Annotated in this window: 12 protein-coding genes; 5 read left to right on the forward strand and 7 right to left on the reverse strand. The window is 42.9% G+C overall.

Annotation, left to right across the window (positions count from 1 at the left end; translation table 11 throughout):
* Positions 1–72: 72 nt before the first annotated feature.
* Both lpxL and VFDL14_RS04460 read right to left on the reverse strand, forming a co-directional pair.
* Positions 73–1,008, reverse strand: a complete 936-nt coding sequence (lpxL, locus tag VFDL14_RS04465) for an LpxL/LpxP family Kdo(2)-lipid IV(A) lauroyl/palmitoleoyl acyltransferase (protein ID WP_032552756.1) — start codon at positions 1,006–1,008, stop codon at positions 73–75.
* Between the two features lie 252 nt (positions 1,009–1,260).
* A complete protein-coding gene (locus tag VFDL14_RS04460) occupies positions 1,261–2,436 on the reverse strand; it encodes an MFS transporter (protein WP_032552757.1) in 1,176 nt (391 codons plus the stop codon).
* Positions 2,437–2,596: 160 nt separating this feature from the next.
* Between VFDL14_RS04460 and VFDL14_RS04455 the strand changes: the two genes are divergently transcribed.
* On the forward strand, positions 2,597–3,493 hold the full coding sequence (locus tag VFDL14_RS04455) for a LysR family transcriptional regulator (protein WP_032552758.1): 897 nt from the start codon (positions 2,597–2,599) through the stop codon (positions 3,491–3,493).
* Between the two features lie 22 nt (positions 3,494–3,515).
* Here the strand turns inward: VFDL14_RS04455 and VFDL14_RS04450 are convergent, their stop codons facing one another.
* From VFDL14_RS04450 to VFDL14_RS04440, 3 genes are all read right to left on the reverse strand, one after another.
* A complete protein-coding gene (locus VFDL14_RS04450) occupies positions 3,516–8,456 on the reverse strand; it encodes a transporter substrate-binding domain-containing protein (RefSeq protein ID WP_032552759.1) in 4,941 nt (1,646 codons plus the stop codon).
* The gene (locus VFDL14_RS04445; RefSeq protein WP_032552760.1) at positions 8,449–9,474 is read right to left on the reverse strand and encodes an HD-GYP domain-containing protein; all 1,026 of its coding nucleotides are present in this window, start codon (positions 9,472–9,474) and stop codon (positions 8,449–8,451) included. The genes VFDL14_RS04450 and VFDL14_RS04445 overlap by 8 nt, the downstream gene beginning before the upstream one ends.
* 195 nt (positions 9,475–9,669) lie before the next feature.
* The gene (locus VFDL14_RS04440; RefSeq protein WP_032552761.1) at positions 9,670–11,436 is read right to left on the reverse strand and encodes a sodium:solute symporter family transporter; all 1,767 of its coding nucleotides are present in this window, start codon (positions 11,434–11,436) and stop codon (positions 9,670–9,672) included.
* 965 nt (positions 11,437–12,401) lie between these two features.
* Between VFDL14_RS04440 and VFDL14_RS04435 the strand changes: the two genes are divergently transcribed.
* Positions 12,402–13,661, forward strand: a complete 1,260-nt coding sequence (locus VFDL14_RS04435) for an alginate lyase family protein (RefSeq protein ID WP_032552762.1) — start codon at positions 12,402–12,404, stop codon at positions 13,659–13,661.
* A gap of 64 nt (positions 13,662–13,725) precedes the next feature.
* Complete coding sequence (locus VFDL14_RS04430) at positions 13,726–14,400, forward strand: oligogalacturonate-specific porin KdgM family protein (RefSeq protein ID WP_032552763.1); 675 nt, start codon at positions 13,726–13,728, stop codon at positions 14,398–14,400.
* 118 nt (positions 14,401–14,518) lie between these two features.
* Here the strand turns inward: VFDL14_RS04430 and VFDL14_RS04425 are convergent, their stop codons facing one another.
* Positions 14,519–15,238, reverse strand: a complete 720-nt coding sequence (locus VFDL14_RS04425; protein WP_032552765.1) for a FadR/GntR family transcriptional regulator — start codon at positions 15,236–15,238, stop codon at positions 14,519–14,521.
* A 648-nt stretch (positions 15,239–15,886) separates the two neighbouring features.
* On the opposite strand from VFDL14_RS04425, the gene VFDL14_RS04420 reads away from it, so the two are divergent.
* Positions 15,887–16,618 (forward strand): FadR/GntR family transcriptional regulator, encoded by a 732-nt coding sequence (locus VFDL14_RS04420; protein ID WP_032552766.1) that lies wholly within the window; start codon positions 15,887–15,889, stop codon positions 16,616–16,618.
* Positions 16,619–16,780: 162 nt separating this feature from the next.
* A complete protein-coding gene (locus VFDL14_RS04415; protein ID WP_032552959.1) occupies positions 16,781–18,070 on the forward strand; it encodes an MATE family efflux transporter in 1,290 nt (429 codons plus the stop codon).
* Positions 18,071–18,127: 57 nt separating this feature from the next.
* Here VFDL14_RS04415 and VFDL14_RS04410 read toward each other — a convergent pair whose 3' ends face one another.
* Positions 18,128–19,102 carry a DHH family phosphoesterase gene (locus tag VFDL14_RS04410; RefSeq protein ID WP_032552767.1) on the reverse strand — a complete coding sequence of 325 codons (975 nt, stop codon included), beginning with the start codon at positions 19,100–19,102 and terminating at the stop codon, positions 18,128–18,130.
* Positions 19,103–19,203 lie beyond the last annotated feature (101 nt).

Here is a 19,203-nt window from a genome sequence, read left to right on the forward strand (position 1 = left end):
CTCGGATTGACACCCAAGGCTTAATGGAAATTATGAACAGAATTCTGTTATGTAATCTTTTGTACAAATAGATTATGCATAGCGACAAGGGCCGATATGATCTTCAGGCAGGGTCTTATACCTTCTGTGTAACCACATCCAAGCACTGATGTCTTTTAAGATTAACCGCTCAATTTCTTGGTTCATAACTTGCGCTGCAACTTCTGGCTGCTTCCGTGGGAACTTATCACTAAAGTCCTCGCTGATCTGCAGCTCATAAACACCACCTTTTCTGACACTGACTCCTGACATCACTGCACACTTGGTTGCATCAATTAGGAAGCCTGTACCCGCTGTCGTTGAAGCTTTATCGACACCAAAGAATGGTACGAAAACAGAAGCATTTGCTCCGTAATCATGGTCAGGTAGATACCATAGACGATTGCCAGATTTAAGTACCTTGAGCATGCCTTTTAGATCAGAGCGATCAATCATTTTATGCCCTTTACGCGTTCTGCCATGATGCTGAATAAACTCGTAGGCAGCGTTACTATGCGGTCGATACACACCGTAACCCGGCGCAAATAGACTAAAAATTCTTGCTGTCATTTCTAAGTTTAGAAAATGGCCACATGCCACCAGCACGCCTCGTCCATTCTTTTCTTGCTCAAGAATAAGATCTTTACCCACAACACGCATATGGCGCTTTACTCGCCAATCTGGCCAGAACCAAGCCATACCTGTTTCAATCAGAGCCATGCCCGCGTAATCAAAATTTCGTCGAACTAACTTCTCAACTTCTTGCTCGGATAAATTAGGAAATGCTAACTCAAAGTTACGTCGAGCCACCTTCGCGCGTTTACTAATAATCAACTTCGCAAGCTGACCAACGCCCTCTCCGACAAAAACCAATACTCGATAAGGTAGAAGATTTACTAATAAAGCTAAAAAGCCAAAACCAAACCAGACACACCAATATTTTGGCAACAACAAAGACAACGTTAACTTTGGACGTTCTACTACTTTCATTACGCCTCCTAGAATAAAAGCGGCGCAATTATACATATGATTCATGAAAAAAAAGTAAATATCGAATAAAGCTATGCATAAAATCTGTCGATTATGGGATTACAATCCACAATCCCAATAAAAGATGGATAAAGTTTGAACTTTTTAATTATTTATCAAATATTTAACAATACAACATTCAAAAAAAGTGCTCACCTAAACAGGGCGAGCACTTCAATTAAATTGAGGTTATAGAAGCTGATGTTGATTGAATTACTGAGTCAATGATGGGCGGCTCGCTTTCTTAGCACTAAACGCAAACACCATGATCACCAAAAGAACAAACGGTAATACGTAGATGTTAAGCATTTGCCAACCAACCGTAGATTCAAGCCACCCAGAGAGAAGAGCAGTGACACTAACGCAGCTAAATACCACAAACTCATTCAGAGCCTGCGCCTTAGACTTGTTTTTCGCTTGGTAAGATTGGCTAAATAACCCTGTGGCCGCAATGAACATAAAGTTCCAACCTACCCCAAGCAACACAAGCGCCGATCTAAAGTGCCAAATTGACTCACCGTGAATATTGATAGCGATACACAACAAGAACAGTACTGCTCCAGCTAGAATCATACGTTTTGCGCCAAACTTCTCGATGAGTCCACCCGTGAAGAATGCAGGAACGAACATCCCCAATACATGCCACTCAATCACACCGGCTGCTTTGGTGAAATCAAAGCCACATCCGATCATCGCAAGCGGCGTTGCTGTCATTAGAATGTTCATCACGGCATAAGCGACCATAGCGGCAAACACCGCACCGACGAAATTGGGCGCTTTGATCATGGTACGCACAGGGTCTGGCTTGACTTGTTGGGTTGTTAGACTGAATTTAGGGAATTGAACAGTCTGGAGAATAAGCAGTGCCAGTACGTTCAGCCCGATTAGAGATGCGAAAGCGCCGATATAAAGACCATCTTGTGACCACTGCTGAGACATTACCGCCAAGTTTGGCCCTAATACGGCTGCCAGAACACCACCTGCCATTGAAATCGATATCGCTCGATGACGCGCATCTTCGCTACACACTTCAATCGCAGCAAATCGATACAAAGTACCAAAGCCGATACCAACGCCGAGTAAAAAGGTCGCAAAGCAGAACAGGTAAAAGTGTTGAGTTGAGAGAGCGAACGTCGCCAAACTCGCCCCTGATATACCCACGATATTACCGATACTAAAGCCACGCTTACGGCCAAGCTTTCCAGAGATGAGAGACGCAGGAATAGTCGCCGCCATTAAACCAAGAAACTGAAGTGCAACAGGCAAAGTAATCATACTTTGGCTCGGCGCGATCTGTTTACCGATCAAACCAATCACCGAAATAAGAAGAATGTTGCCCGTCATCAATAGAGCCTGACAGAGAGAGAGTATCCAAACGTTCCTGTTCATTTTGACACCTTTTATGCACTAGGTGGCAACTACAACAAATCAACAACAAACTTGCAACCCTTTAATTACTGACATTTATAACGATATCTTTATCCATTCTGACTACTATGGGTTATGCTAATTAGAGATTGTGATAATGATTTGTTATATAGGGCGCGTAATGATTAATCCGCTTTGGCTTAATACTTTTAAAACACTTGTGGAAGTGGGTCACTTCACTCAAACGGCAGAAAAACTCTATATGACTCAACCCGGAGTCAGCCAACACATAAAGAAACTAGAGCAAGCTTGTAACTGCTCCCTGCTCTCACGAGAAAACAAAACCTTCGAGCTAACCGAGCAAGGTCGAATTATCTATCGCTACGCGCTTAAGCTAAACAAAGAGCAAGAAGAGCTGTTTGAATCTCTGCGGTTTGACAACCCTTTTGCAGGTCAATGTAACCTGTCGTGCTCTGGTACCCTTGCTCTTCAGCTGTACCCCGATTTTCTCGAACTGCAAGCCGAGCATCCAGAGCTCAGTATTCACGTCGAGGCTTCACCCAACCAACGAATATTCAATGATGTGTTACAAGGAACGATTGATGTAGGCATCGTGACTCAACTACCGAATGACCGAGTCTATCAAACAGAAATGATTGGTAAGGAAGCCTTGTGTCTGATCACTCACAAGAGCTTGGAAAACATCGAGATTACTCCTGAGAAGCTCCACGAGTTGGGTCTAATCGCTCACCCTGACTCAACCCATTATCTTTCTCTGTATTTCGATTTATGTGGTGATGACGCGCTGAAAAAGCTCAATATCAACGAGCTTCCTAAGACGGGATACATTAACCAACTCCATCAAATTCTATTGCCCGTCTCCAAAGGACTTGGATTTACGGTGCTGCCTGAAGGTGCAGTTGATAACTTCCCAAACAAAGACCAACTGCACGTAGTTCCCCCCAAGGTCAAAGTGGAAGAGGCACTCTACTTAGTACAGAAGAGAAACCGTACCCTACCACGTCGATACGACACTGTGATTGACCTGATAAAACAGACTTTCGCTAACAGCCTATAAAAATATTCTAGCCCTAGATCAGTTATGATTTCGTGTCAGTAATACGCTCCAACGCCGTATCAAAATCATACTGTTCAAGGGCTTGCTGCACTTCTTTTAACCAAGGTTCCGCGCTGCTCGTCAGTAATAGATTGGTTAAGTCGAGCGCTTCGCTGTCGTAATTTGAGATTAGCTCGGTCAACTTCTGTATCTGCTCTTGAGAAACCGCCATTTGCTCATTATCGAGCGTTTCATCAGGCAAGCTATCATTATTTTGTAACCCCTTTGTGGTTAAGGGTTGAAGAGCTTCCACTAGCTCAATGACTCTTTTCTTAGCAACCTTTAAGTCGGCATCAGTTAAAGTCTTATCTCGCGCTTTACCTTCAAAATCAACCAATGCACTCTGAGCCTTCGTTCCTCCAATGGCTCCACACATGCTTTTCAGCGTGTGAAGTTCACGCTCTAAAACCTCCCACTCTCCATTGTCCAGATAACCTTGCGCCTTATCGAGCATAGGTTGAGCTTGGTCGTTGAAACGGGCAAGTAGCTTCTGTTTTAACGATTCATCACCTTGTGTAGATCGATCTAGAATATTCAATGACAGTATGTCATTACCCTCGACTGACGCAGTCATTGGACGTTGACTTATTATTTGCGATTCACTCTCTTTTGGCGTGTCACTCACAACACCAGTTCCTAAATAATGTGCAATCGTCGACATCGCTTTATCAAGCACAATAGGTTTATCAATGAAGTCATCTATGCCAGCTTCAACCGCACGTTTTTTCGCCTCAGAAAATGCGTTCGCAGACATAGCGATAACTGGGACCTCGCCCTTAAGTTTCTTGATGTGGCGAGTTGCCGCATAGCCATCCATGACCGGCATTTGCAGGTCCATCAAGATAAGCTTGTAGTCATTGTTTTTAACGTAATCTATCGCTTGCTGGCCATTTTCTGCCAAATCAACCGTTAAGTTCATTCTTTTAAGAAACGCCATCGCTAGATCTTGGTTCAATTCGTTATCTTCAGCTAATAGCACGCGCTCTCCGTTGAATAACACAGTTTGCGTTTTGGCGGCTTCTTCTGTTCTAAATTTAGCGACTTCGGCTTGTGACGTCTTAGGCAGCTCAAGTTCGAAATAGAAGCGGCTACCCTTTCCTAACTCACTGTCGATATGTATCTCGCTGCCCATAGCCTGAATGAACTTTTGACTAATATTGAGACCAAGCCCAGTACCGCCAAAACGTCTCGTCGTTGTGCTATCCGCTTGTTTGAACGCTTCAAAGAGGTGTTTCTTATGTTCGCTTGAGATGCCGATTCCGGTGTCGATGACTGAAATGTCTAACGTTACTGTGTCTAAAGACTCTCTTACCACGTGACATTGAATGGTGACACTCCCTTGCTCGGTAAACTTAATCGCATTACCGACTAAGTTGAGTAGGACTTGGAAAAGCCTCAACGGGTCGCCAACAAGTGCAAGTTGCTCTGGGATATTGAAATCTGTTCGCAAAACAAGCCGCTTCTCGATCGCTTTCGATTCCATCAACTCTGCCACTTCATTCAAAGGCTGAAACGGATTAAACGGAATACTATCGATACCAAGCTCACCAGCCTCTATCTTAGAAAAATCCAGAATGTCGTTAATAATAGTGAGTAGCGACTGACCTGAACGATGAACTTTCTCAATATAGTTTTTAGCGACAGGATTAGTTATCTCGTCAAGAGCCAAATAAGACAAACCAATAATGGCGTTCATTGGCGTCCTAATTTCATGGCTCATATTTGCCAAGAATTCAGATTTGGCTTGGCTTGCTAGGTCTGCCCTCTCTTTCTCTTCCTCCAATTGTTCGTTAAGACGTTTCATCTCAGATATATCGAAAGCCCAAAACAGCGTGGCAATTCCCCCATCCAGCTCAAACAAATAATAACTGACTAGGGCTACAAATTGCGTTCCATCAAGTTTTTTGAGTACCAACTCTTTGTTTTCAACCTTGCCATACACGCCGAGCTCATTGTGGATATCATCGCGAACATCCAATGAAACATGAATAGACGCAATATCTATCGAGTTCAGTTCCATATCCTCAACTCCAAACAACTGCTTCGCTGTGTCGTTCGCGTAACGAACTTGTTCCTCAAAAACAACAGCAGCTGCTATTGGCGAACTATTCAGCATGTTATAAAGCTCCGCTTGAGCTTTCTTAAGCGCGTTCGTTGCTTCGTTAGCAATACTAATCTGTTTGGCGAGCTTTCGATTCCAAAAAATGATAAGCAGAACAATTACCAGAGAAAAAATTGAGATCGTATAAACTAATTGGTAATCGACTCTTTCTATCGCTTTAGGTGCCGCCCATTTTGCAGATATCTGTTGGTGTTCTTCTGCGGAAATACTTTCGATAGCCTTATTAATGATTGAATAAAGATGAGGCTCTGCTTTAGTTACATGTAGTGTGGGGGAGAGATAAAAGTCGAGTCGACCAATAATTCCCACTTCACGATGGCCAAATGAGTCGATAAGATAGTTAAGAACATCAACAGTATCTATCACCCCATCTAAGGTTTGATCATCAAGTTTATTGAGGCCATCGGCTGTTGATTCAACCAACACCCATTCCACATTAGGGTATTTCTTAACTATCGCATCGGTATTTGCGGCATTTTTTAAGATACCAACCTTCCAACCCGAAGCTTCTTCTAATACCAAACTACTTACATCTCGTCTGGACGCTATGGCTAAGCGACTCGAAAACAAGCTTTTCGCTGCTCTAACGTTTTCACCTAGCGATTTGTTCTCTTTAGCTGCAGAGACTAGCTCGACCTGCTGGTGGTCGACTAAACCCCTGGTTTCTGACCAACTCGCCACATCAACGTGCTCAATATTTAGCCCTGTTTTTTGTTCGATGAGTTTCAAGTAATCGTCAATCATTCCAATATACTCACCGGCACTCGAAACAGCTTCATAAGGAAGTGAATTAGGATCAATACCGATCTTAACGTTAGGGCTTTGTTTGACCCACAACCTTTCCTCTGGGCTTAAATCCAATATTTCCCCAATTAAGTTATTCGCTTGATACACATCAGCAATGTAACGCTTCGCAGCATCGCCGAACTGGCTAAACTGTTCTACGTTGGGAAAGTAAACGTGTTTACGCACGGGAGACTGGGTATCAAAATAGAAGGTCATTGAGCCAGAATTAATCGCGCCAGCTTTAGTTCTATAATTTGCAGTCTTAGTTACCGACGCAAAATGAGAAGTATTTTTTTTCTCGCCGAGATCATCCACTAAGTTGCCGATATACCAAGACTTAATTGGTCGATTGTTGTTATCGGCTTGAGCGGTAATCACTTGAAAAGTGCTATCCGTATCAAATACTTCGAAGAGCTCCGACAGGTCATCAAAACGATCATTTACGATAAAGTACGCTGAAATTTGCGCGATTATACTCGCCTTTTTTAGTATTTGGCTGAGGTCACTTTGGACGTGGTTCTCGATAATTTGACGCAAATCATCTGTCTGTTTTAGGTTTGAGATCGCCGTATTAAAACTATCCCTCAATTCTTGAGTCTTAAAATCTACATAAATAGGGTATGTGACCTTATAAGTCTCGTGCAGCCGTAATTCCGCCATTTCAATGAAACGAGTGTTAGTGATGAACCATTTCAAAACACGTTTCTCGACCATTAAAAGGTCGACATTTTGTGCTCTCAATTGCGCAAATGCTGACTCAAGGCTCTCATAGTCTTCAACCCGCTCAATGTTTAACTGGCTAGTCAGAACTTCAACTGAATTTTTAATTGGAGAGGTATCGTCGAATAAGAGAGCCCCTAATGAGAGATCACTTTTGGATTGTAGGTTCAGGCTGCGTCGCATCAATGAAACCGGCACAAACTCAACATCAATCACACTATCACTTAAGAAGTGTGCATCTGGATCATCGGGTTGAACACCCGATACAAAAGAGATTGAATTATTATTGTCAATGGCTTTACGAGCTGCACTGGGTGGCAAAGTAACAACATCACCTAACTTGTAACCCATATCATTTAAAGCGCGCTGTATTATGTCGTGCTCTAAACCCACAGCAGTGCTACCGGGATACATGTAAGGAGGATTACCGAAACCAAACACACCTTTTAAAGGTGGTCGATAAGGCGAACTGTCTAACCACTTCGAAAGAATTTTGTTCTTTTTACTTATGGAGAATGTTTGAATCTGTTTGTTTAATAGCTTCAGAATTTCTACTTCACCAGTTCTCACTACCATTGAAGCTTCTAATTTTTTCCAATGCTCCAATACGTAGTTAACGGTAAGATCATGAACGCCCACTTTGCTTGCCAAATCCATTGTGGTAATCGGCTCTCCAACAATGCCATCAACACTCCCCTCTCCTAATGCGCGTACTGCATCAGCCACATTTTCGAAATCGACCCGTTCAATAGAACTTAACTGCACGCCTGCTCTTTGCAAGTCAATGTTCTCATTAACCATTGCAATACGTCGTTTAGTATTCTGGTCTAAGTTTCCATCTATTCTGTTGTCAGTAGGGACTATTACAGCAACCTGATACGGTATATACGGTTCACTTGCTAAAAAACGTCCGCCGTCACTCGGGTCAAATTGTTGGAATGGGAAAACATCTCCTCGACCATCAAGTAACGCAGCTTTCGCTTCACTGCGCGAGCTAACACTAATAAATTTCACATGAACGCCAAACCTCTCTTCAAGATCTTGTGTCCAATCTTTGATGATCCCAGAAACCTTTCCGTTGTCATCGAGAAAGGAATAAGGGTAGTGGTTTGTAAGCGCAATAAAAGTCAGAGTTGGTTTGTCAGCCAACCATCGTTCCAACTCGACCTCCGACACTTCAGCAGCACTAACAGAGCCGAAGCATAGCAAGCCTGTCAGTAACCATAACGTGAATGAAATGGAAAAACCGCGCAGTCTCATTACAAATGCACGGGATCGAATAAAGAGATCACTCATCTTTAAATCTTTCTTTAATCGCTAAAATTTCAGGTAAGTTTTCAAAGAGCAGCTCAACAATCCTAGGGTCGAAATGCTTACCCTTCTGCTCTTTGAACAGGTTCAAGGCTTCATCAACACTCCATGCTCTTTTATACGGCCTTTCTGCTGTTAGCGCATCAAACACATCCGCAACTGCTGCAATGCGACCAACCAAAGGGATCTGCTCACCAGATATCTGGTTTGGGTAGCCAGTGCCATCCCATTTTTCATGGTGGTACTGCGCGACTTGAATAGCCATTTGCATCAACTTGGAGTCACTTTGTCTACCGAGAATTTCAACACCGTATTCAACGTGCTTCTGCATAGTAGTCCATTCATCAGCATCCAATTTACCCGGTTTTAACAATACACTGTCAGGGATGCCAATCTTACCAATGTCGTGCATTGGTGCTGCGTCTCGCAAAGTCTCAGCATCTTCGTCAGTCATTCCCAACGCCTTAGCCAACACTTCACAATAGTGACTCATCCGTATAACGTGCATACCCGTTTCGTTATCTTTAAACTCAGCAGCTCTTCCAAGAATATTAAGGGTTTCCAATTTCCCTAAGTTGATCTCTCGAGTTTTCTCTTTCACTTGGCCGAATAGCGCACGCTGCTGATCATATAATGCGATATGAGTCTTCACCCGTTGAAGAGCAATCTGTGGAGTGATCGGCTTAGTCAGGTAATCAACAGCGCCTAATGAAAGTCCTTTCACTTCATCTTCAGGATCTATTTTTGCGGTCACGAATATAATGGGGATATGAGCGGTATTAGGTTGAGACTTCAACTGACGACATACTTCAAAACCATCAATATCTGGCATCATAATATCAAGTAGGATCAGGTCGGGTTGTGGTACAGTCTTAGCGATTTTTATACCAATATGACCATTGATCGCGACTTTAACTTGGTAGGTATCTTTGAGTATTCCGGTAAGCACATCTAAGTTACTGGGCGTATCGTCTATCACTAAAACGGTCGGTTTACTACTCATTACAACCCCATATATAAATCAATTAGTTATTTACCAAGTGTAGGTCGCAATTTTGGGTCATCAACAGAACTATGTAAAAATTTTGCTAAACCCTCTACGTGCTCACAATAGGTGGTATTTACGCCACAACAAACCCGTTTTCTAGGCAAAAAAAAACCGCTCAACGGAGCGGCTTTATGAATTTATCGGCTTGTCTTAGGCCGTGGTTTCTTGTTGAGCACCTTCGACTTTGTCGTCAACGGCCTTAACTAAGAGTAAGCCCACCGAGAACACAATCAATCCACACAATACGAATACTAAACGTCCCCACATTGGGTTTGGTAAGACGAACATCGTCATAACACCAACACCTGCGACAGCAATAAGTGAACCCAACATGCGACGTTGTTTGTTATCTAACTTCTTCTGTTCTGTGCTTTCTGCAACAAGTGGTGTTGCCAAGTTACCGAAGAAGGTATCAACGTCTTTCTCACGATGTTCAGGAAGCGGCTTGTAGAACAACGTTGAAAGTACGAAGAAGCCAGCAGTAAATACGATGTGTCCAATTAGACCAATGGCAACTTTCAGATCAGCCCATTCACGACCAGTCAGTTCATTCAGACCAAACCAACCTTCAATCATTTCAGCAGTGATAACGAAACCTACAAAGTATGATACAAAGCCACCGACAACTAGCGTACCCCAACCTGCCCAGTCTGGAGTCTTACGGATGAAAAAGCCACAGAACGCTGGGATTGTCATCGGGAAGCCAATCAAGGCACCCACATACATCATGGTATCAAATAGGCTTAGTCCCTTAAGTGAGTTAATGAACAGAGCAACTAGGATGATGGAAATACCAAAGAAGGTAGACGTTAGCTTAGAAACGATAACCAGCTCTTTCTCGTTGGCATTTGGACGTAAAATCGGCTCGTAGAAGTTCTTAACAAAGATACCTGAGTTACGGTTTAGCCCTGAGTCCATAGAAGACATCGTCGCGGCAAACATCGCTGCAATCAATAAACCTACCATACCTACCGGCATGTACTCTTGCACAAAGTAAAGGTAAGCGAAGTCCGCCGCTTTACTGCCCGCTTCTGGGTATTGAGAAGCCAGATCGACACCTTGACCAGCAATGAACCAAGAAGGCATGAACCAAATGATTGGGCCAAGCGTCATCAGAACACAAGCCAATAGTGCCGCTTTACGCGCATTGTTCGAGTCTTTTGCCGCTAAGTAACGGTAAGAGTTCAACATGTTATTGGTGATGCTGAACTGTTTTAGGAAGATGAACACCGCCCAAATGCTAAAGATGCTCAGGTAGTTAAGGTTGTCACCTGTAATGAACGAGTCTGTCGGGAAGTTGTTGACGATATTGGTTACACCACCACCGTGGTACATAGCAACCACAGCACAGGTAACCGTTACTGCCATAATGATGACCATCTGCATGAAGTCAGATGCGATAACAGCCCAAGAGCCACCCGTTACTGACATTACCAATACAACTAGGCCTGTCAGAATGATGGTTGTCGTCATATCGAAACCGAAGATGCCTGATGCAATGATTGCAAGGCCATTCAACCAGATACCCGCAGAGATAACGCTGTTTGGCATACCAGACCAAGTAAATACTTGCTCATTGACCTTACCAAAACGCATACGAATCGCTTCAATAACCGTCACCACGCGTAACTGTCTGAATTTTGGTGCAAAGTATAGGTAGTTCATCAAGTAGCCGAACGCATTGGCGATAAAGATGATCGCAACAGCAAAGCCATCGGTAAACGCTTTACCAGCCGCACCAGTAAATGTCCACGCACTAAACTGAGTCATAAAGGCGGTCGCACCAACCATCCACCAAAGCATGCTACCTCCTCCTCGGAAGTAGTCACTTGTCGTACTAGTAAACGTTCTAAACATCCACCCTATTGCAATTAAGAATAGAAAGTAGATACCTACTATTAGTGTATTGAGTTCCATTGTAGAGACCTTTTATTTGTTTTTTTGTTGCCTCGACTATAAATATCGATAGAGAATATTTGTACTACAATAATTCAATTGCGTGATTCAAATCTTAAATTTGGACTTGTAACAACGCGGGGAGTGATCGAGTTCAAAGTCATCGATTGTTCGAGTAAGCAAAAAACTATAAAAGCAGAAAAGAGGAGATAAAAAGCACAAATGGACGCGAAATAATCATATAAATCTTAGATATTATACATCTAGATTGGGTTTTTAATTTCATTTATTAAGCAAGGTTACTCATCTAAAACAGCCTAATTGAATCGTTTCTTTACCAGTCCCTCCATTCACCAATGAAATTAAGTAATACTAATCAACTTATAAATACCTAATCGACACCTAAATTTTTCTGACTATGCAAATAATAAAATACTGAGTTTGGGGAGTGGACAATTCAACTAGGAGGAGGAGGACCATTTTCAATCAGGCAAAAAAAAACGCCCATGTTGCCTGTATCAACATGGGCGCAAAGGCAGTATTGCCACCACCTTCTTTTATCTCAACATCGTTCAACAGAAGTCGTCATTAGTATAGTTGGGAGCAAGAATAGAAATACCGGTGTAAGGCATTTCAATCAATGCCTAAGGTCCGATAGCCAAAACGAATCAATCAAACTGCAACATACCGTTGCCAAATGCTTCTCCGTGATAGCCGAAATAATCTTAATGTATTACAAATAAAAATAAAGCGATTATTCGCGATTACATGATTGAACGCACAATTCTCTAATGTCTATTTTCCAACCAAACTTCTTATAAATACACCAATACCATATAAAACAGTCTCTTAGCATATTTATTTCAGAGTGTAACGGTTTGTTACCGTCGATTTTGTCATCACAAGTAGATCCAATTCACAGATCAACGTGAAAATATTGGGATAGCATATTTGTATTATCTTAACTCAATAATAAAAGGCATTTTATGAAAGCCCTACGTCCCCTACACCTTGCGGCTTGTATTGGAGCCATCACTTTTGGTTCCAATGTTATGGCAGCAGATTTCGTCTTCTTAGATGAAGCAACATTAGAAACAAACCGAACTCTACTTCAATCTGAGAAAGCACCTTCAACAATGAAGGTCACTTATGAGCGACTACTCGAAGAAGCAGAGCTTGCAATGCAAGACGGGCCATTCAGTGTCGCTGATAAAGGCATGACCCCACCGAGCGGTAACAAAAATGATTACATGAGTATTAGCCCATATTGGTGGCCAGATGAATCTAAAGATGACGGGCTGCCTTGGGTTCGCCACGATGGAAAAACAAATCCAGCGTCTAAAACAGACGAAACTGATTCTAAGCGAATTGGCCACTTCACCCGCTCAGTTCGCGCATTAGCTATCGCTTATTACTTTAGTCAAGACGAAAAGTATGCGCAGCAAGGTATTGATTACATTAGAACTTGGTTCATCAATGAAGAGACGAAGATGAATCCTAATGTGAATTATGGCCAAGGCGTTCCAGGTGTTGCCGAAGGACGTCGTGGTGGAATCATTGATACTCGTACCTTGGCTGATCGCATGCTTGATTCAATCGCCATGCTTTCTCAATCACCTTCTTGGACAGAAAAAGACGAAGAACAGATCAAGCAATGGTACAGCGACTACCTAGATTGGCTGATTGTCGATGACCTGTCAGGAGGTCCTAAAGGTGAGGCTTACGCTGAGAACAACCACGGTACTTGGTATGACTATCAAGTCGCAAGTATTGCCTACTTTATTGGTAACGAACCACTGGCAAAACAGATGGTTCAGAAAGGCAAAATGCGCATCGATACTCAGTTCGAAAAGGATGGCTCTCAACCGCATGAAATTGAGCGTACTCGAGCTTATCACTACCACTACTTCAGTTTAGATCCATTGGTTGGCATGGCGCAGATTGGCGAAAAGGTAGACGTCGACCTTTGGAACTACACCAACAAGAAAGGCGGCTCTTTAGAGACTGGTATCCAGCTTATGGCTAACTATCACGACCTAGATAAAGAGTGGCCATATACCCAAAAAGACAAACGTCGTCGCATTGAACGCATGACACCACTTTACCTAAAAGCCGGTGTAGCAATGGACAAACCTGAGTGGGTCAAACTGGCAACCGAAACAGACTTTAGCGAGTTCACCGTGAAGAAGAACTTGGCGGAGGTTTGGGCACAACGTGATATCGAGCTGCTCTACCCAAAACTATAAATCCCCTACTGGTGGGTGCATTAACGCCCACCCTTTATGACTTTAATTACAGTGGAACAACATTATGATTTCTAAAAATAAAATTGCTTTAGCTATTACGGCATCTCTTTTTGCTGGCAGTGTTTCTGCTGCATCGCTTGATGCGCGCCAAGAGTACAAACATGGCTCCGAAGAGTGGGCAAGCCGTATAAAAATGAGCGGTTCAGTCGACAACCACTTTTTTGGCGCTGAGATGAAGCAAAAAGGTAAACCATTCTCAGAGTGGGAAGCAGCAGACAATGAGTTTGAATATGGTTACCGTTTCAAATTGAATGATCAATGGATGATCCAGCCAAGTATGCCAGTGACTTTTGGTTCTGATAGCGTGACTTATAAACCTCAGGTTCGCGTGCAGTACTCGTTCGAATCGGGTTTAAAGGCGAAACTACGCTACCGTCATGAGTTCCGCGACTACACATCGGATTCCTCAAATGATAACCGCAACCGTAGTAAAATCACTGGTAACCTAGATTACAACTGGAACGCGTTCCAGTTCGGCTTTGAAGCAAACTACGCGGAAGATTTTGCAAATAATGAATGGACTGGCGGTGGCGGTGCTGACTATGAATGGGATTACAACCTTAAAGTAGGTTACAAAGAGTCTGACTGGAACTGGCGTCCGTATGTAGAGTTCGGTAACGTACAAGACAGTCGTGATCGTCAACTACGTAGCCGTGTTGGTATTACCTACAGCTTCTAATCAATACCCAGCTTTAATCTTTACAAAGCTTTTAGTCTGCACAAAGATTAAAAACACAAAAGCCAGCATATTTGCTGGCTTTATTTTTTTTGTATCTAATTTAGGCAGAAAGCGCAGGTTAGCTTGCTGCTGGCAATCTGTGGTTAGACGCTTGTAAGTGGTTAGCAGAAGCAGCACGTGCTTTTTCACTATTACCAGCCATGATCGCATCATAGATCTGGCGGTGTTCATTGATACAAGTGCTACCCTCTTCCGAAGAGTGAACAATAAAGTTAACGAACATCGTTGTTAAGATGTTGCCGAACGGAAGATAGAAATCGTTACCTGTTGCGTTAAAGATAAGGCTGTGGAATCGCATATCCACATCTGTCCAACGCTCTTGGTCAAATACTTCAGCTTCTGATACTTCTACCATTTCTTGGAAGGTCTCTGATAGCTCGATACGCTGTTCAGCTGATGCATTTTTCGCAGCTAGTGCACACGCCTCAGGCTCAATTGCACGACGTAAACCCAAGAACTGGAAACAGAACTCATCTGTATCCGCTAGGCCATCCATCCAACCAATCAATTGCGGATCAAGGAAGTTCCAGTAAGCACGATCAACAACACGAGTACCAACTTTTGGACGAGACTCTAATAGACCTTTTGATGTTAGCAGTTTAACCGCTTCACGCAGTGCAGTACGGCTAATACCAAATTGCTCACAAAGCGCCATCTCACCAGGGATAATAGAGCCTTGAGCAAGCTCACCTGATAAAATGCTGCGAGCGATTTCACGAGCAACTTGCACGTGCAGGCTGCGCTTGGAGCCTGAGATTGAATTGAATGTTCCGACCATAAGTTCACTTGTTGTTATTTATGTATTATTTAATCCTTACTATATCACTTATATATTCAACTACCAAATATCCTTACTGCGCTCCGTCCCAGATTTAAACAAAACAAATGATATAAATTAGATTACGCAAATAATACGCTCAAAATTGCCTATCAACTAATAGCTTAATAATAATTCTCACTTCTATTTAGCGCATTATTTTGTACGACTAATGTCACATATATTTACCTTTCTGACTATTTATAGCCGCATATGGCAGATTTTCGCGATGTACTGCTTGATTCAAATAGATGCTATTGTATTATTAATTGGGTGTTGATTTTCAATATTATCAATCCCCTTAATCGGAAATCGCGTCGATCACGAGTCCGTTGTCTCATTGAAAGTCATATAAATAACAACGTCGGTCCCATTTATGGGCCAAACAACGAGGTGTCTTTATTACATCTCATTAATTTGCAGTAGTACGTCTGAACACTCGCGTTGAGATATAAATATGGTCATCAGCATTTTGAAATGGTGAATTTGGTTGAGCTAACTCTCTTTATCACATCTTACACTGACGGCCTTTTCTAATCTAAACGACGTAACACTGACAACCCAAAGCCAGTTGATTCTGGCTTTGACCCTTTAATATAGGTGGTTTACATGTCCGTATTCACGCTGGTGGAAGATTCTAACCGCCGCATTCATGTCCAAGTTGCAAGACAAGTCGCCCGTAAGATCCTATCTGGAGAGTTGAAAGAAGAAGAGAAACTACCCAGCGAAATGGAGCTATGCGAAATCTTCGGTGTAAGCCGTACTGCGTTGAGAGAATCAACCAAACTATTATCAGCCAAAGGTCTGATCGAGTCGAAGCCCAAAGTCGGCACACGTATTATGCCTCGTTCTAACTGGCACTTCTTGGACCCTCAACTCCTGGATTGGATTCAAGATCTTGAAGACACCAAGCCATTCCTGGCTCAATTCTTAGGCCTTCGCAAAGCAATAGAACCGGAAGCTTGTGCGCTTGCAGCTAGAAATGCATCGGTAGAACAGCGTAAAGAACTCTCAATACTCTTCCAAAAAATGACGCTCGCAGCAGAGAGCTTTGATTACGGAAGTTGGACCGTTAACGATCACCTGTTCCATCGAACAATCTTCCTCTCAACAGGCAACCAGTTCTATATTCCATTTGGCAATATTTTGTCAGCGATTTTTCGACAATTTATTGATCATTCGGCAGAAGGTGGACGCTTCTGTTTAGCAGAACACAAAGCGATTTATGACTCTATTATGTCTGGGAATAGCGAGGGAGCACGGATAGCCTCTCAAAGCCTACTAAACGACGACAATCAAAAGCTATCCAAAGTGCCTTTAAAGCAAGTTGCGATAGCATAACGATAGCGACTTCAATCGCAATCTATACATCTGGCTTGAAACACTCATGATATAACCCGCTTGTATCATGAGTTTGCTCCTTACGAGGTCACTGTGCTTTCTCAATCTTACGTCAAAAAGAACCTTTCTCTCGCTTGGCCATTAGCCCTTAATGCCCTGTTAATGCAGTCCATGCTGATGATAGACACGCTCCTGGTATCACCACTCGGTGAAGTCTCTCTTGCTGCAATGGGAATTGCGACCACGGTTATCGCATTCATTCTTGGTATCCAAATGGCGCTCGCTAACGGTACGCAACTGGTGTTGAGTCGTGCCGTAGGCTCCGGCGTTCAAGCTACATTATCTCGGTCTTTTTTGGCGGGGATGCTCATCAACTTTGGCGCCGCTTTACTCTTCTTCTTAGCTCTAACCTTTTTTGATGACTCGTTGATAAACTCACTGACGGAAGATACATCTCTACACAGCGAAATTGCCGTCTACCTAAGTTTTTCCAAATACATCGTTCTATTCACCGCGGTGACCCAAGTAATCATTGCGCTGTTTAACGGGTTAGGCAAAACCAAAGTGCCATTTAGAGGCTATCTAATTGAGCTACCAATCAACGCACTGGTCAGCTACATATTCATTCATGGTTGGTCTAACTTTGAAGGTCTCGGTGTTCAAGGTGCCGCCATTGGCAGCCTAGTAGCGATCATCATTCGTACTGTCTATCTCTACCTATGCATTCGTTTTGAAAACTGTGTTGAACTCTCATTCAATTCGTTTGGTTCTAACTTTTCACGCAATGTACTCAACCATTTCAAAGAGATTTTCCCAGTTGCAGCGAATGTCACCATGTTATCAATTGGCGCAACTATATATCAGCTTCTCTACACCCAACTCAATATCAATGCCTATGTAGCAATCACCTTAGTGATGCCTTGGATACGAGCTGGTACACAATTCATTACTGCTTGGGCGCACTCTTCCGCCATTACCATTAGCCAAGCCATTGGTTCTAAACAAATGGCTGACTTAAGAAAGAACGTCGACGCCAGTATCGATATCGCTGTCATAATCTCTATTCTATCGATGCTCTTTTTTGCGGTGCTGAGTTTCTTTATTGGTGACATTTACCCCGATTTAGACAGCGCGACTTATGACGCTTTGACTGTGATCGCCCCACTCTACATATTTTTGCCTTTCGTGCGTGGCTACAACACGGTTCACGGCCATGTATTGAGGGCTCTTGGAAAAACAACAGCAGTATTCAAAATCAATTTCACGGGCCAGTGGATCATATCGATTCCATTATGCGCGTTGATCATCTTCGGCTTTGATGGCTCGATCTTCTGGGCATTCGCCATTCAGCCTTTTGAAGAGATCGTCAAAGCGCTGCCATTTAGACACTTAGCAAGAAAATCATTGAATGAATTCGATAAGGAAAAAGTGAAAGAGTTGATGTACGACTAAACAAAGAATAAATCTTGGTAAACAATGGCCCTATCACGCACAGATAGGGCTTTTTATTTACGCCAGGTTTAGGCTTGGTCTGATCAGGTTATACAGATAAGCAAGCTCATCTGGGATATTAAAGCGACGATTAATAACGCCTCCCGCCATATGTGGATGCCCTCCTCCAAAACCAATGCCATTATCATTTAATGCCGCTCGCACTACCTCGGCAACATCGTTATCCTGACATTCAGACCGAAGGGAGACGTACGTTCTTTGATAAGATCTTGCGCTCAGCACCACGACATCAATCTCATCGACCGTTAAGAGAAAATCGCCTAGAACTCCAAGCATGTTCTCAGGGCACCCTTCCGGCAACGTCGCAAAAGCGCTGTTTTTGTCACGCTTCATTGAAGCTAACATGGAATCAAAGTATTCGAGCTCCTGATACTCGATTTGGTTTCGACAGATTCCGTTCACCGTCACCATATCGGCGCGCCTTTGCAACTGAAACAGAGCCTTGATATCCGCCTCACCTATGGATTTAGTAAAGCTTCCCGTGTCAAACGTCAAACCGACTAGCAGTGCAGTAGCGATCTTTTTAGGGATCGGCATTTTATAGTAATTAAAGTACTCCACCATGATTGTCGCAGTCGACCCATAGTCAGTTCGTACATCCGAATACCAAACATAGCTCGGCACTTTAACGTCGTGGTGATCAATCACTGCCACTTCCAAACCGGGCAGGTCAGTCACGTTCTCTTCCCCGATACAACCATCAATCACAATAATCTTGTCGCTGGGTTTTAAATCTAATTGGTGTGACTTAACGATTGGGATATCTAACCAACCAATCAAATTATGAAGTGAAACTCGGTCAATAAAGCCCTGATATGAAAGAAAAGGTTTAAAGCCTTTTTGACTCAGTAAATAAGCCATAGCAAATGCCGATGCTATAGCATCATGATCGGGAAAATCATGCGCCTGAATAATGACTCGCTCATCGGTATCTAACAATTCTAAAAATTGATCAAACTTTTTTAAGTCCATTGATAGTTCTCAAACCCATCCTGAATTTGCTATTTCTGATTCATTTCCATAGCGGAAGAAATAAAACCAGTTGCACACTCACTCCATTAAAGCGCTTCAAT

The organism is Vibrio fortis (assembly GCF_000695685.1).
GTDB lineage: Bacteria > Pseudomonadota > Gammaproteobacteria > Enterobacterales > Vibrionaceae > Vibrio > Vibrio fortis_A.